Source organism: Devosia submarina (assembly GCF_003056345.1).
Lineage (GTDB): Bacteria > Pseudomonadota > Alphaproteobacteria > Rhizobiales > Devosiaceae > Devosia > Devosia submarina.
Genome location: NZ_PYWB01000005.1, coordinates 125,653 through 140,421 on the forward strand (window position 1 = coordinate 125,653; position 14,769 = coordinate 140,421).

A 14,769-nucleotide genomic window follows, 5' to 3' on the forward strand; every position below is an offset into this window, starting at 1 on the left:
ATCGTTTCAGGTCATGGCGTCGATGGCTTGGCGGTGGCGGTGCATTTCGAGGAAGATGCGGTAGTCCTTGTCGAACTGCGCTCGTGCGGCGGGGTTGGGAGGATATTGCTGGCCGCCCTGCTGCATGGCAGTGCAGGCGGCGTCGAGGCTGGGGTAGAGGCCAGCAGCTGTGGCAGCGACCATGCCGGTGCCCAGAAGGGTTGCATCCCTGGTGGAGGGGACCACGACTGTGCAGTTGGTGGCGTCCGCGTAAAGCTCCATCAGCACGGGATTTTTGGTGTGCCCGCCGGTTATATGGAGCGTGTCGATGGCGTAGCCGCGGGTGTTGAGGGTTTCAAGGATGTGGCGCACGCCAAGGGCGATCCCAACGCAGGTGCGCCAATAAAGGCGGCAAAGGGAATCGAAGTCGCTGTCCAGGGTTAAGCCCGAAATCACACCCACGGCCGAAGGATCGGCGAGAGGCGAGCGATTGCCGTGGAAATCGGGGAGTACGTGAATACGTTGCCCCAATTGCCACCCATCGGCCCGGCGGAGCCGGTTGATCCGGTCGGCAATGTCGCGGTGCTTTTCGGGTGTGGGCTCGCCGCCTGCGCGATGGCAGCGGATGATGTGGTCAAGAAGGGCGCCGGTGGCGGATTGACCGCCTTCGTTGAGCCAGGAACCGGGTAGGACAGCGCCGAAATAGGGCTCCCAGACGCCGTTTATCGGCCGATCCTCGGCTGAAAGGGCCATGACGCAGGAGGAGGTTCCGGCGATCAGGGCGAGGTGCCGGTCGATTGTGGAAATGTCGGAGGTGAATGCGCCAAGGACCCCCAAGGCGCCCGCATGTGCGTCGATCAAGCCGGCGCCAATGTGGCAGTTGGTGGTGAGGCCAAGATCGGCGGCAGCCGAGGCGGTGATGGGGCCCAGATTGGTGCCCACCGGGCTGGCGCGTTCGGGAAGAGCGGCTTTTTGGAGGAGGTCATCAAGGCCGACGAGCTCGAAAAGATCCTGCTGCCAAGCGGGGTTGGTATGGGCGAGATAGGTCCATTTGCAAGTCAGGGTGGATTGCGAGCGGCAGAGCGACCCTGTGGCCTTCCAGGTGAGGAAATCAGCCAGGTCGAACATCATGCCAGCGCGGGCCCAGCTTTTGGGCATATGGCGCTTGAGCCACATGAGCTTGGGCACTTCCATTTCCGGCGACATGACGCCACCGACATAGTTGAGCACGCGATGGCCGGCGCGGGTGCATTCATCGGCTTCGGCGAGGGCGCGATGATCGAGCCAGACGATGGTGTCCCAGCGATCCTCCCTATTGGAGGAGACGGTCACCGGCGTGCCATCGGGCGCGCGGATCACCAGGGAACAGGTGGCGTCAAAGCTCAGGCCGACGACTTGTTCGGGCCCGGCGCTGGCCGAGGACATGGCGGAGCGTATGGCGGCGCAGACAGCTTGCCAGATCTGCTCGCTGTCGTGCTCGGCGTGATTGGCGTCGGCGCGGTTCATGGCGATGGGGTGCTCAGCACGACCCAGCAGGGTGCCGGCAGGCGTCAAGACGCCGGCCCGCGCACTCCCCGTGCCCACATCCACTGCCACCACGAGGCTTTGCGTCAAACCAGAAGCGCCTTCTTTTTGGTCCGAAGGGACCCTAACCGATCAGGCAGCCGGTGCCTATGGTTGAAAATAGCAGCGCGGATATGGAGGTGGAGAGATTGTCTTGTGTTTCTACCGGTCGGAAAGATAGCGCTCCAGGGTTGCGCTAGTGCCATGTTCCCAAAGGCTATTCAGCCAATAGGAGAAGGCTTGGGTGAAGGTGGGCATGTTGGCGAGGTCGCCATAGATGTCCCGCATGTCCAGCCAGGCTTGGGGATTTTCCCGGGCGCGTTTGGCTTGTGCGGTGAGGCGATCCCAGTTGGGATCGTTGGGTTCTATGGGTTTTCCGGAGTCGGTTTGGCCATAGCAATAGCGGCACCACAGGGCTGAAACGAGTGACAATCCGTTAACAGACTGTTGACGTTGAGCGCGATCGAGTGCGGATGGAATAATGAATTTGGGCTGGCGATTGGAGCCATCGAGGGCAAGGCGCCGGATGGTGTCGCCGATCTTGGGATTGCTGAAGCGGCGCTCGCAAAGCTGGAAGTAATCATCCAGATTGGTGTCGGGAACCGGGGGCACGACGGGGATGATTTCCTCGCGCTCGACCTTGGCAAGGAAGGCGCCGACCAAGGGGTGCTCCATGGCTTCATGGACGAAGTGGATGTCGAGCAGCCCCGCAGGGTAGGCAATGGTGGCGTGGCCGCCATTGAGGATACGGATTTTCATGTGCTCGTAGGGCGCGACGTCCGGGACGAACTGGACGCCGGCTTTTTCGAGCGCCGGGCGGCCGGCCGGGAAATTGTCTTCCAGCACCCATTGGCGGAAGCTTTCGCAGAAAACGGGCAAATTGTCCTCGATGCCGAAATATTCTCGAAGGAGCGCGATTTCGCGTTCGGAAGTCGCGGGGGTGATGCGGTCGACCATGCCATTGGGGAAGGCGACGTTTTCGCTGACCCATTGGGCAAGACTAGGGTCGATCAGCCGGGCGAGGCCGACTACGGCGTTTTGGGTGACGTGGCCATTCCCGGGGATGTTGTCGCAAGACATGATTGTGAAGGGGGCGATGCCGGCGCGGCGGCGGCGCTCGAGGCCGGCCAGGATCAGGCCGAATGCCGTTTTGGGTGCGTCTCGATGAGCCGCGTCATAGGCGATCTCGGGGTGGGCTGGGTCGAACTTCTGGGAAGCAGGATCGATGAAATAACCGCCTTCGGTGATGGTGAGGGAGACGATGCGAATGGCGGGGTCGGCCAGCTGGGCAATGACGGCTTCGCTGTCGCCTGGTTGAAGGTAGTCGATCATGGCGCCGGTAACGCGGGCGGTGGAGGCGTCGGCTTCCTGTTCCACGACAGTGGTGAGCCAGTCCTGCGCCTGCAGCTTTTGCCGCATGGCTTCGTCGGCAGGGCGCACGCCTGCGCCGATCAGGGCCCAATCGTGGTCGGTGCCGGTGGCGAAGAGGTCATCGAGATACACCGCCTGGTGGGCGCGGTGGAAATTGCCGACACCAATGTGGACGATGCCTGGGGTGAGGGTGGAGCGATCGTAGGCCGGGATCGCGGCGGTGGTGAGGGTTGGGAGGGCGGCGGCGGAGAGTTTGGTGGTCATGATGGCCCCTCGATCATGGGCGATGTTGTGGTGTTCTAAGTCGGAAGATTAGGGCTAACCCACCCCCACCCTTGATGCAGCCATTCGGCATAGCCTCATGGCCTTGTTCACTTAAATTGCTCCACCGGAGCAATTTATCCCTGCGGGTCGCTTCCAAGCCCCGCAAGGGGGAGGGTGTCGACTGCAAGGTCTGGCTTCAGATCGCCTTTCCCGCAGCGTCAAAGCGGTAGATGCGGGTTGGGTCGGGCGTGAGATAGACGTCGTCGCCATGGTTGAAGGTTTGTTCGCCATCGGTGCGGATGGTCATCAGGGTGAGGCCATCGACGTGGACGTGGAGGAAAGTGTCGGAGCCGAGTTGTTCGGCGACGCCGACCTTGCCTTTCCAGGTACCGGAACCTGGCGTTGTTGCGATGGTGAAATGCTCGGGGCGTACGCCAATGGAGTGGGCGTTGTAGCGGGCGGCTTCGGGGCCATCGATGAAGTTCATGCGGGGCGAACCGATGAAACCGGCAACGAAGCGGTTGGCCGGCTTTTTGTAGAGGTCGAGTGGAGAGCCGAACTGTTCTACATTGCCGGCATTGAGCACCACGATGCGGTCGGCCATGGTCATGGCTTCGACCTGATCGTGGGTCACGTAGATCATGGTAGTTTTGAGCTGTTGGTGCAGTTCGGTGATTTCAAGGCGCATGTTGACGCGCAGGGCCGCGTCGAGGTTGGACAGCGGTTCGTCGAACAGGAACGCCTTGGGCTCGCGCACGATGGCACGACCGATGGCGACGCGCTGGCGCTGACCGCCGGACAGGGCGCGGGGGCGGCGGTCCAGATAGCTCGAAAGGTTGAGGGTGCGGGCGGCATATTCGACCTTTCGGTCGATCTCTTCCTTGGATGCCTTGGCCATCTTCAGCGGGAAGGCGATGTTGTCGCGCACGGTCATGTGCGGGTAGAGCGCATAGGACTGGAACACCATGGCAAGGCCGCGCCGGGCGGGGGGCGCCTTGGTCATGTCCTGGCCATCAAGCAGGATGGTGCCGCTGGTAGTGTCTTCGAGCCCGGCGATCAGGCGCAGCAGGGTGGACTTGCCGCAGCCTGAAGGGCCGACAAAGACGACAAATTCGCCTTCCTTGATGTCGAGGGTGATGTCGGGAATGATCTCGACTTCGCCGAAGGACTTCTTGACGTTCTGGAGGGATATGGAGCCCATTTCAGTGGTCCTTTGTGCGCGGCTGTTGTGCAGGTGGCACGACCTCGTGGTTCGACAGGCTCACCATGAGGTCTACTGGGGTGTAAGTGCTCGGCATCACTTGACCGCTCCGAAGGTCAGGCCGCGGACGAGTTGTTTCTGGCTGAACCAGCCCATGAGGAGGATGGGCGCGATCGCGAGGAGCGAGGCGGCGGAGAGTTTGGCGAGGAAGAGGCCCTGGGGTGATGAGAAGGAGGAGATGAAGGCCGTGAGCGTGCCGGCGCGGCCCGAGGTTAGGGTGATGGTCCAGAAGGCTTCGTTCCAGGCGAGGATCACGTTGAGCAGGAGCGTGGAGGCGATGCCGGGGACGGCCATGGGGACGAGCACGTGGACGATCTCGTTCCACAGTTCCGCGCCATCCATGCGCGAGGCTTCCAGGATATCGACCGGGATTTCCTTGAAGTAGGTGTAGAGCATCCAGATGATGATCGGCAGATTGATCAGCGTCATGATGATGGTGAGGCCATGCACCGTGTCGAGCAGGCGCAAATCGCGGAAGATCAAGTAGATCGGGATCAGCACGCCCACGGCCGGCATCATCTTGGTGGAGAGCATCCACATCAGGACGTCCTTGGTGCGCTTGGTTGGCGCAAAGGCCATGGCCCAGGCGGCGGGAATGCCGATGATGAGGCCGATCAGGGTTGAGCCCACCGAAACGATGATCGAGTTGGTGGCGTGCTTGATATAGTCCGAGCGGGCTTGGACGGCGCCGAAATTCTCCAGCGTGAAGTTCTGCGGAAAGAAGGTCGGCGTATTGGCTATGGCCTCGGCTTCGGTCTTGAAGGCAGTGAGCAGCACCCACAGGATTGGCGAGAAGAGGATCAGCGCGATGATCCAGGCCAGGGCGGTGAAGCCGATGCGGGTTGAGGTGGGGACGGTGCGGGCCATTTAGTGAATCTCCGCTGGGTGGAGCGCGGGGAGAGAGGCCCCCCTCCTGGCCTCCCCCGCAAGGGGGAAGGTGAACTTCGTGGCTGTGGCAGCATAGTGCCACGGAGTGGAGATCACCCTCCCCCTTGCGGGGAGGGCTGGGGTGGGGGTGTTGCCAAGCTCAAGCATCGAGGTTCTTTCCTACCGCGCGCATCAGGAAGATGGCGACGATGTTGGCGAGGATGACGGCGACCACGCCGCCGGCGGAACCCGCGCCAATGTCATTGCTCAGGATGCCGGTGCGGAAAACGAGGAAGGTGAGGTTGGTCGAGGCGTAGCCCGGGCCGCCGCCCGTAGTGACGCGGATCTCTGCGAAGATACCGAGCAGGAATATGGTCTGGATCAGGATCACGATGGTGATCGCGCGGGCCATGTGCGGCAGGATGATGTAGCGGAAACGGTTGACGGCGTTGGCGCCATCCATTTCCGCGGCCTCGCGCTGTTCTTCGGAGAGCGACTGGAGAGCGGTCAAAAGGATCAGGGTCGCAAAAGGCAGCCATTGCCAGGCAACGATCACGATGACGGAAAACAGCGGGTATTGGTTGAACCAGTCCACGGGCTGGAGGCCAAAGAACTTCCAGAGATGCCCGAGCATGCCGTAGCCGGGATGCATGAAGCCGTTTTTCCAGATCAGGGCCGCCACCGGCGGCATAACGAAAAAGGGCGAGATGACGATGATGCGCAATATGCCCTGGCCCCAGATGGGCTGGTCAAGAAGAAGCGCCAGGAGCGTGCCCCCGATCACGGTGATGGCAAGGACGCCGCCGACCAGGATCAGGGTATTGACCAGGGATTGGGTGAAGCTTGGATCCCCGATGACGTAGAGGTAGTTCGCCCAGCCGGCAAAGCCCGTCATCATCGGGTTGATAAGCGAATAGTTCTGGAACGAGAACCACAGGGTCATGACCAGTGGGACGATCATCCAGATCAGCAGGACCAGGACGGCCGGAGCCATCATGACGCGGGACAGGGTGCGAGTTTGGGCGGTAGCCATGTTGCTGATCTCAAGCTTTGACAAGCATGTGCGATGTTCGATCAGACCTCATCCTGAGCCTGTCGAAGGACGAGGTCGTGGCACGGCTGGTAAGCCCGACCTCGTGGTTCGACAGGCTCACCATGAGGTCTCAGATCAGGCTGAGTGCCCGATCCAAGAACCGCCCGGCGGAGATTTGAGATCATCGACCGAGCGGCACGTCTTCGGGAGAAGACTTACTTAATATACCCAGCGCGGGTCATGTCGCGGGTGGCGGCGTCCTGGGCTTGGGCTAGGGCGTCGTCAGCGGACATTTGCCCGGCAAGGGCTGCCGAGAAGAGCTGGCCGATATTGGTGGCGATGCCAGCGAACTCGGGGATGGCGACGAACTGCACGCCAGTATAGGGCACGGGCTGAACGGTGGGTTCAGCGGGGCTGGCGGCGTTGATGGAATCGAGCGTCATCTGAGCGAAAGGCGCGGCAGCCTGGTATTCCGCGTTCTCATAGAGCGAGGTGCGGGTGCCCGGCGGTACGTTTGCCCAGCCTTCCTGTTCGGCAACGAGGGCAAGGTAGTCCTTGTTGGTGGCCCAGTTGATGAACTGCTCGGCAGCTTCGGCATTCTGCGAGCTGTTGGGAATGGCGAGCGACCATGCCCAGAGCCAGTTGCCGCGCTTGCCCAAGCCATTGTCGGGCGCAAGGGCAAAGCCGACCTGGTCGGCGACAGTGGAATCTTCGGGATTGGTCACAAAGGACGCCGCGACGGTGGCGTCGATCCACATGCCGCACTTGCCCTGCTGGAACAGGGTGAGGTTTTCGTTGAAGCCGTTGGACGAGGCGCCCGAGGGGCCAGCATCGGCCATAAGCGACAGGTAAGTGTCGAGCGTGTTCTTCCACTCGGGTGTGTTGAACTGGGGCACCCAGTTTTCATCGAACCAGCGGGCGCCGAACGAATTGGACATGGCCGTTAGGAACGCCATGTTTTCGCCCCAGCCGGCCTTGCCGCGCAGGCAGATGCCGTTGATGTCGGCAGAGCGATCGGTCATAGCGCGGGCGGCCTCGCCGATGAACTCCCAGGTGGGCGCTTCGGGCATTTCGAGGCCCGCTTTTTCCATCAGGTCCTTGCGGTACATGATGAAGGAGCTTTCGCCATAGAAGGGCGCTGCATAGAGCTTGCCTTCGAAGGAAAGGCCCTCCCGGATGGGGGGCAGGATGTCGTCGACGTCGTATTCGGCATCGGCGGCAAGGGCGTCCAGGGGCTTCAGCCAGCCCTGCTTGGCCCAGATCGGAGCCTCATAGGTGCCGATGGTCATGATGTCATACTGGCCGCCATTGGTGGCGATGTCGGTGGTGACGTTCTGGCGAAGGGTGTTTTCTTCCAGCACGACCCAGTTGAGCTCGATGCCGGTTTCTTCGGTGAAGGCGGGGGACAGGGCCTGCATGCGGACCATGTCGCCATTGTTGACGGTTGCGATGGTGAGCGTCTGCGCCGAGGCGGAAGTGGCCAGCGCAAGGGTGAACGCGCCCACGAGAATGGGTGTGAGTTTCATGTATTACCTCCCAAGGACCATGACGGGCATTTGTCACGGTGATGAGCAAATACTCACCAGTTATGCGCGGGTGTCAAGGGGGCCATGCGCCCCTTGCGGCATGTGGCTGTTATGGGTTCTGTTGATCAGGCCGTGTCGAGCAGGCGTTCAGCCGATGTTTCGTCGGTGATGATGCCGTTGACGAGCCGCCGGTGGAGAACCGCGCGCATACCGGGGAGTTTGCGGCTGCCCATGGCAATGGCAACGATTTGGGAGCGTTCCGGGGAGGGGATGGGGGCGGAGGCGACGCGCTCGTTGATGGGGCCATCGATCCAGCGGCCATCGGCATCAAAGCTCCAGCCGCAGATTTCGCCCACGGCGCCCGCCTTCTGGAGTGCCTCGAGTTCGGCTTCGGTGATGAAACCGTCAACGAACAGGGGCGCCTCGGGGCCGATATCCCCCAGGCCAACAAAGGTAACATGGGCCTGGGCCGCGAGCTGGAGCGTTTCGCGGATCATGGGCTGGGCGTGAAGCAGTTCGCGCTCACGGGCCGAGGAGGCCATGACCGGCAGGGGCATGGGAAAGCTGCGGGCCTTCACCGTGTCGGCAATGTTGAAGATGACGTTGTAGTAGGCCGCCGAGCCATCGGGCGAGATATTGCCCGTGAGGGAGACCACCTTGTGGCGCGAGGCGTCCATGGGCATCAGCTGTTCCACGGCGGCCTTGAGGGTGCGGCCGGTGCCGATGGCCATGACGATGGGATCGACACGTTTGAGCCAGCGCTCGATTTCGGCAGCGGCGGCTTCGGCCAGCCCGATTGTGGTGGAGGTGCTGGTGGGATCGGAGGGTACCACTTCCACAAGGTCGAGCGCGAACTTGGTCTTGAGGCGACTGGCCAGATCCATGCAGCGCCCGATCGGATGATCGAGCCGCACCTTGATCAGGCCCTCGCTGACGGAAAGGGACACAAGACGCTGGGCGGACTGGCGCGAAATGCCGAGTTTGGCGGCGATTTCCTCCTGGGTATTGCCAGCCACATAGTAAAGCCAGCCGGCGCGGGCGGCATCGTCCAGGCGATTGCCCGAAGGGTCTAGTCTTGGCGCCATTCATCCTGTCCTAATCATGCCAGCGGAATTATTCGGGATGGGCCCCGGAGCCGCAAGGGGTTTGTGCGCTCTCGCCTGGGTGCAGCTACAAACCAGCTTTACAGCCATAGCCGATTATCCTAGCTTCCGCCGCATGGGCTTGGGAGGGCCCTGACGGCATGCGCCGTTGGTTTCATGCACTTCTTGCCAGATCAGCTGACAGCGTGCGCCGGCAGGCGTCGCGGGCTTTTCGTGGCGAAGGGTCTTAGGGCCAAGCTGCCGCAGTCTCTCCCCTGTTTGACCATCAAAGCTTTATGACCTCGAATATATAAGGGAGTCGAGACGTGAAGATTATCAAGACGCTTGCCACCGTGCTGGCAGTTAGCGCCATGGCGCTGACCGCTTCCACCGCAGTTTATGCCCAGGACAAGGGTGCCATCGGCATTGCCATGCCGACGCAGTCCTCGCTGCGCTGGATCTCGGACGGTAACGAGCTCAAGTCGGCTCTGGAAGCCAAGGGCTACACTGTCGACCTGCAGTACGCAGAAGACGACATCCCGAACCAGCTCGCCCAGGTCGAGAACATGGTCACCAAGGGCTCCCAGGCCCTGGTTATCGCTTCGGTCGATGGCACCACGCTCAGCGCCGTGCTGCAGCAGGCCGCCGATGCTGGCATCAAGGTCATTGCCTATGACCGCCTGATCCGCGAAAGCGGCAATGTCGACCTCTACACCACGTTTGACAATTTCCAGGTCGGCGTGCTGCAGGCCAATTCGCTGGTGAAGGGCCTCAACGAGCGCTTCCCCGATGGCAAGCCATGGAATGTTGAACTGTTTGGCGGCTCGCCCGACGACAACAACGCCTTCTTCTTCTATGACGGCGCCATGAGCGTGCTGCAGCCCATGATCGACGCTGGCGACATCGTGATCAAGTCCGGCCAGCAGGGCATGGACACCGTCGGTACGCTGCGTTGGGACGGTGCCGTTGCACAGGCTCGCATGGACAATATCTTGTCGGCCAACTACTCGGACGGCTCGGTCGTGCATGGCGTGCTGGCGCCCTATGATGGCCTGTCGCGCGGCATCATCTCCTCGCTCCGCGGCGTTGGCTATGGCTCGGGCGATCTGCAGTGGCCGATCATCACCGGCCAGGACGCCGAAGCTCCATCGGTCAAGGCCATCATTGCCGGCGAGCAGTATTCCACCATCTACAAGGACACCCGCGAGCTGGCTGCCAAGACCGCTGAACTGGTCGACACGCTGCTGACGGGCGGTACGCCAGAAGGCCTGGACACCACCACCTATGACAATGGCGTCAAGGTCGTGCCCTCGATCCTGCTGACCCCCTATGAAGTGGATGCCACCAACTACCAGGAACTGGTGATCGACTCGGGCTACCTCAAGCCAGAAGACATCCAATAAGAATTGATCATGGGGCCTCGCTGCAAAGCGGGGCCCTTCTGCTTTAGGGAGCATCCCAAAGGGCATGGATCGTTTCGATCGCAAGATCAGGGCGTCCGGTTACGGCAGATGGGTAAGTAAACCAGCCGTATTCACCATGCCGAGCGGTTCCGATGCACGTACCTCAATTTGCTTGCGGGCGCCGCACGCTTCTCCTATTCTGCGCAGACTGGCTTGGGAGGGCCAAGGCGTTCAATCGCCGCACGCTACCGCTTCAGATCTGCAATCATCGTCGGTGACCCCCTTGTTGGGACTGCCGGCACGATTGTGGCGCGGCAGTCTGCACTCATCCCTGCCAGAGCACTCTGAAGGGAGACCAGAATGAACTTACTGAAATCACTGGCATGGTCGGTTCTCGCCGGCAGCCTCGCGCTGGGCGCATCGGCATCGGCCTTTGCCCAGGACAAGGGCACGATCGGCATTGCCATGCCAGAGCAGACCACGCTGCGCTGGAACTCGGATGGCGCCGAGCTCAAGTCTGCGCTGGAAGCCAAGGGCTACACCGTTGACCTGCAATATGCCGGCGACGACATTCCAAACCAGCTGGCCCAGATCGAAAACATGATCACCAAGGGCTCCAAGGCCCTGATCATTGCCGCGCTCGATGGCACCACGCTGAGCGCAGCCCTGGAGCAGGCCGGCGCTGCGGACATCAAGGTGATCGCCTATGACCGCCTGATCCGCGACACCGAGAACGTCGATTACTACACCACGTTCGACAATTTCCAGGTTGGCGTGCTGCAGGCTAATTCGATCCTAAAGGGTCTGGGCTATCCCGAGAACAAGGGGCCTTTCAACATCGAGCTGTTCGGCGGTTCGCCCGACGACAACAACGCCTTCTTCTTTTATGATGGCGCCATGAGCGTTCTGCAGCCCCTGATCGATGAGGGTGTGCTGGTGGTCAAGTCCGGCCAGATGGGCATGGATACGGTTGGCACGCTGCGTTGGGACGGTGCAACCGCCCAGGCCCGCATGGACAACCTCCTGTCCGCCTTCTACTCGGACGGCAGCCAGGTTGATGCCGTGCTTGCACCAAATGACGGCGTTGCCCGCGGTATCCTGTCCTCGCTCAAGGGCATTGGCTATGGCTCGGGCGACCTCGACTACCCGATCATCTCCGGCCAGGACGCTGAAATCCCATCGATCAAGGCGATCATTGCCGGCGAGCAATATTCCACCGTCTACAAGGACACGCGCGAGCTGGCTCGCGTAACGGCCGATCTGGTGGACACGGTGCTTGAAGGCGGCGAGCCTGTAGGCCTCGACACCACGACCTACGAGAACGGCGTCAAGACTGTTCCGTCGCTGCTGCTGACCCCCTATGAGGTCGATGCGACCAATTACAAGGAACTGGTGGTCGATTCCGGTTACATCAAGGAATCTGATCTACAGTAAGTACTGGACCAAAGCGGGGCTTCGCGATAACGCGGGGCCCTTAGGCTTTATGGCGCAAAAGTGCCAGCGGGCCGGCTAATCGGGCAAACGGGTTTTTGCTGTTTGCCCGAGGCGCCCATCAGAGCGAGAAAAGATGAGCGAAACAATTCTGGAGATGCGCGGCATCACCAAGACCTTCCCGGGCGTGAAGGCGCTGTCGGACGTGAACCTCACTGTCCGCCAAGGCGAAATCCACGCCATCGTAGGGGAAAACGGCGCCGGCAAGTCGACGCTGATGAAAGTGCTGAGCGGGGTTTATCCCCATGGCAGCTATGAAGGGCAGATTCTCTTTAAAGGGGAAGAGCAGCACTTCAAATCCATCCGCGACAGCGAACACAAGGGCATCGTTATCATTCACCAGGAGCTGGCGCTGGTGCCGCTCCTGTCGATTGCCGAAAACATATTCCTGGGCAATGAACAGGCCAAGGGCGGGGTGATCGACTGGGACGAGACACGAGACGGCGCACGCAAGCTGTTGCGCATGGTCGGCCTTGCGGAAGATCCCAATACGCTGGTGACCAATATCGGCGTGGGCAAGCAGCAATTGGTGGAAATTGCCAAGGCGCTGAGCAAGGAAGTCAAGCTGCTGATCCTGGACGAGCCCACTGCTTCGCTTTCCGAAAAGGACAGCCAGGCACTGCTCGACCTCCTTATGGAGTTCCGCACGCAAGGGATCACCTCGATCCTAATCTCGCACAAGCTCAACGAGATTTCGCGTGTGGCCGACCGAATCACGGTGATCCGCGACGGGCGCTCGATCGAGACGCTGAACAAGGAAGAGATTTCCGAGGACCGCATCATTACCCTGATGGTGGGCCGTTCGCTCGATGACCGCTATCCCAGCCGCGAACCGCAGATTGGGGAGGTGGTGTTCGAGGTCAAGAACTGGAACGTGTTCCATCCCCAGCATCGCGACCGCCAGGTGATCAAGGATCTCAACATCTCAATCCGCAAGGGCGAGGTGGTTGGTATTGCGGGGCTCATGGGTTCGGGCCGCACCGAATTCGCCATGAGCGTCTTTGGCCGTTCCTATGGGCAAAAGATCAGCGGCGAAGTGTTTCTGCATGGCAAGAAGATCGACCCTTCCACCGTCGAGCGGGCCGTAGCGCATGGCATTGCCTATGCGACGGAAGACCGGAAGACTTTCGGGCTGAACCTGATCGACCACATCAAACACAACACCACGATTGCCAATCTCAAGGGCATTTCCAAAGTCGGCGTGATCGACGACATGACCGAGATGGACGTCGCCAACGAATACCGCAAGAAGACCAATATCCGCTCATCCAGCGTTTATCAGGTCACGGGTAATCTTAGCGGCGGGAACCAGCAAAAGGTGGTGCTGAGCAAATGGCTGTTTGCCAACCCCGATGTGCTGATCTTGGATGAACCGACGCGCGGCATCGATGTCGGCGCCAAGTACGAAATCTACACCATCATCAACCAGCTGGCCGCCCAGGGCAAAGCCGTGCTGGTGATTTCATCGGAAATGCCGGAATTGCTGGGCATTACCGACCGCGTCTATGTAATGAACGAAGGCCGCATCGTGGGCGAAATGCCGACCAGCGAAGCGAGCCAGGAAAAAATCATGCGCGCCATTGTTCGCGCTGAAGGGAAGGCATCATGACCACCGACACCGCCCAGCCGGGCATCACAGCGACTGGCCAGCCAGTCAACGTCCAGCAGCTGACGGTCCTTGGCGCACTCAAGGCCAATATGCGCGATTACGGGCTCCTGCTCGCGCTGATCCTGATCATGCTGTTTTTCCAGTATTTCACCAATGGCGTTCTGTTCAAGCCGGTGAATCTGACCAACATCATCCTGCAGAACAGCTACATCATCGTGATGGCGCTGGGCATGTTGCTGGTGATCGTGGCCGGCCATATCGACCTTTCCGTGGGCTCGGTATCGGGGTTCGTGGGTGCTCTGGCCGCCATGCTGATGGTGGGATGGCGCTTCCCTCCCGAATTGGCGTTCCTCGCCAATCCATTTGTGGCGGGCGCGATCTGCCTTGTGGTGGGTGCCGCCATTGGCGCGGCGCAGGGCTACCTTATCGCCTATCACAAGATCCCGTCCTTTATTGTGACGCTGGCCGGCATGCTGATCTTCAAGGGGCTGTCCCTCGCGATCCTAGCCGGCAAGTCGGTTGGTCCATTCCCCGCCGAGTTCCAGCTGCTGTCCGCCGGCTTTATCCCTGACGTCATCGGGCCCACCACATTGGTTGCTGCCAGCGAAGGCGTGCAGCCCGTGGTGCTCCACACGACCACGGCCGTTATCGCCATTGCTGCCGTTGTCGCCATGGTATTCTTTGCCATTCGTGGCCGGGCCCGCCGCAAGGCGCGCGGCTATGAAACCGAGCCGTTCAGCCTGTTCGTGGTCAAGAATCTGGTGATCGCGGCGCTGGTGCTGTTCTTCTCCTATATGCTGGCCTCCTATCGCGGCCTGCCCAACGTACTCGTCGTGATGGCGCTGCTGATTGCGCTATTTGTGTTCATCACCAAGCGCATGACCTTTGGCCGTCGCATCTATGCGCTGGGCGGCAATCTCAAGGCGGCAGCGCTTTCGGGCATCAAGACCGAACGGCTGACGTTCTATGTGTTCGCCATCATGGGCGCTCTGGCTGCTCTGGCCGGCATGATCTATGCGGCGCGCCTCAATTCGGCGACGCCCAAGGCCGGCCAGGGGCTGGAGCTCGACGTGATCGCGGCTGTGTTCATTGGCGGGGCTTCGGCGCTGGGCGGCGTTGGTGCCGTGGCCGGCGCCGTGATCGGCGCGTTCATTTTGGGCGTGATGAACAATGGCATGTCCATCATGGGCATCAACATCGACCTGCAGCAGATGATCAAGGGCGTGGTGCTGCTCGCGGCCGTGTTCTTCGACCTCTACAACAAGAACCGCGCATAAAAACATCGGGTTCACCGAACAGGCCGCCGGGGAAACTCGGCGG

Annotated in this window: 11 protein-coding genes; 4 read left to right on the forward strand and 7 right to left on the reverse strand. The window is 61.0% G+C overall.

What is annotated here, in order from left to right; all coding sequences use genetic code 11:
* Positions 1-6: 6 nt before the first annotated feature.
* The 7 genes from DDE77_RS08635 to DDE77_RS08665 form a co-directional block, all read right to left on the reverse strand.
* Positions 7-1,593, reverse strand: a complete 1,587-nt coding sequence (locus DDE77_RS08635) for an FGGY-family carbohydrate kinase (RefSeq protein WP_108397059.1) — start codon at positions 1,591-1,593, stop codon at positions 7-9.
* A 111-nt stretch (positions 1,594-1,704) separates the two neighbouring features.
* A complete protein-coding gene (locus DDE77_RS08640; RefSeq protein ID WP_108397060.1) occupies positions 1,705-3,177 on the reverse strand; it encodes a mannitol dehydrogenase family protein in 1,473 nt (490 codons plus the stop codon).
* Between the two features lie 196 nt (positions 3,178-3,373).
* Positions 3,374-4,378, reverse strand: a complete 1,005-nt coding sequence (locus tag DDE77_RS08645; protein ID WP_108397061.1) for an ABC transporter ATP-binding protein — start codon at positions 4,376-4,378, stop codon at positions 3,374-3,376.
* 96 nt (positions 4,379-4,474) lie between these two features.
* Positions 4,475-5,305: a carbohydrate ABC transporter permease gene (locus tag DDE77_RS08650; protein WP_108397062.1), complete on the reverse strand. Its 831-nt coding sequence runs from the start codon at positions 5,303-5,305 to the stop codon at positions 4,475-4,477.
* Between the two features lie 160 nt (positions 5,306-5,465).
* Positions 5,466-6,338 (reverse strand): carbohydrate ABC transporter permease, encoded by an 873-nt coding sequence (locus tag DDE77_RS08655; RefSeq protein WP_108397234.1) that lies wholly within the window; start codon positions 6,336-6,338, stop codon positions 5,466-5,468.
* A gap of 215 nt (positions 6,339-6,553) precedes the next feature.
* Positions 6,554-7,864, reverse strand: coding sequence for an ABC transporter substrate-binding protein (locus tag DDE77_RS08660; RefSeq protein WP_108397063.1), 1,311 nt, complete (start codon positions 7,862-7,864; stop codon positions 6,554-6,556).
* A 125-nt stretch (positions 7,865-7,989) separates the two neighbouring features.
* Positions 7,990-8,949, reverse strand: a complete 960-nt coding sequence (locus DDE77_RS08665) for a sugar-binding transcriptional regulator (RefSeq protein WP_108397064.1) — start codon at positions 8,947-8,949, stop codon at positions 7,990-7,992.
* Between the two features lie 323 nt (positions 8,950-9,272).
* Here DDE77_RS08665 and chvE (DDE77_RS08670) point away from each other — a divergent pair, with 323 nt between their 5' ends.
* The 4 genes from chvE (DDE77_RS08670) to mmsB all read left to right on the forward strand — a co-directional run bounded on the left by chvE (DDE77_RS08670) (position 9,273) and on the right by mmsB (position 14,726).
* Positions 9,273-10,349 (forward strand): multiple monosaccharide ABC transporter substrate-binding protein, encoded by a 1,077-nt coding sequence (gene chvE / locus DDE77_RS08670; protein ID WP_108397065.1) that lies wholly within the window; start codon positions 9,273-9,275, stop codon positions 10,347-10,349.
* A 360-nt stretch (positions 10,350-10,709) separates the two neighbouring features.
* Positions 10,710-11,783: a multiple monosaccharide ABC transporter substrate-binding protein gene (gene chvE, locus DDE77_RS08675; RefSeq protein WP_108397066.1), complete on the forward strand. Its 1,074-nt coding sequence runs from the start codon at positions 10,710-10,712 to the stop codon at positions 11,781-11,783.
* Positions 11,784-11,916: 133 nt separating this feature from the next.
* Complete coding sequence (gene mmsA / locus DDE77_RS08680; RefSeq protein ID WP_108397067.1) at positions 11,917-13,449, forward strand: multiple monosaccharide ABC transporter ATP-binding protein; 1,533 nt, start codon at positions 11,917-11,919, stop codon at positions 13,447-13,449.
* Positions 13,446-14,726, forward strand: a complete 1,281-nt coding sequence (gene mmsB, locus DDE77_RS08685; protein ID WP_108397068.1) for a multiple monosaccharide ABC transporter permease — start codon at positions 13,446-13,448, stop codon at positions 14,724-14,726. Before mmsA ends, mmsB begins: the two co-directional genes overlap by 4 nt.
* The last annotated feature ends 43 nt before the right edge of the window (positions 14,727-14,769 follow it).

Bases quoted from the DNA above. Each gene is read 5' to 3' on its own strand.
- DDE77_RS08660 (WP_108397063.1), bottom strand. From the start codon at position 7,864: ATGAAACTCACACCCATTCTCGTGGGCGCGTTCACCCTTGCGCTGGCC.
- DDE77_RS08655 (WP_108397234.1), bottom strand. From the start codon at position 6,338: ATGGCTACCGCCCAAACTCGCACCCTGTCCCGCGTCATGATGGCTCCG.
- mmsA (WP_108397067.1), top strand. From the start codon at position 11,917: ATGAGCGAAACAATTCTGGAGATGCGCGGCATCACCAAGACCTTCCCG.
- DDE77_RS08650 (WP_108397062.1), bottom strand. From the start codon at position 5,305: ATGGCCCGCACCGTCCCCACCTCAACCCGCATCGGCTTCACCGCCCTG.
- DDE77_RS08665 (WP_108397064.1), bottom strand. From the start codon at position 8,949: ATGGCGCCAAGACTAGACCCTTCGGGCAATCGCCTGGACGATGCCGCC.
- mmsB (WP_108397068.1), top strand. From the start codon at position 13,446: ATGACCACCGACACCGCCCAGCCGGGCATCACAGCGACTGGCCAGCCA.
- chvE (WP_108397066.1), top strand. From the start codon at position 10,710: ATGAACTTACTGAAATCACTGGCATGGTCGGTTCTCGCCGGCAGCCTC.
- DDE77_RS08645 (WP_108397061.1), bottom strand. From the start codon at position 4,378: ATGGGCTCCATATCCCTCCAGAACGTCAAGAAGTCCTTCGGCGAAGTC.
- DDE77_RS08640 (WP_108397060.1), bottom strand. From the start codon at position 3,177: ATGACCACCAAACTCTCCGCCGCCGCCCTCCCAACCCTCACCACCGCC.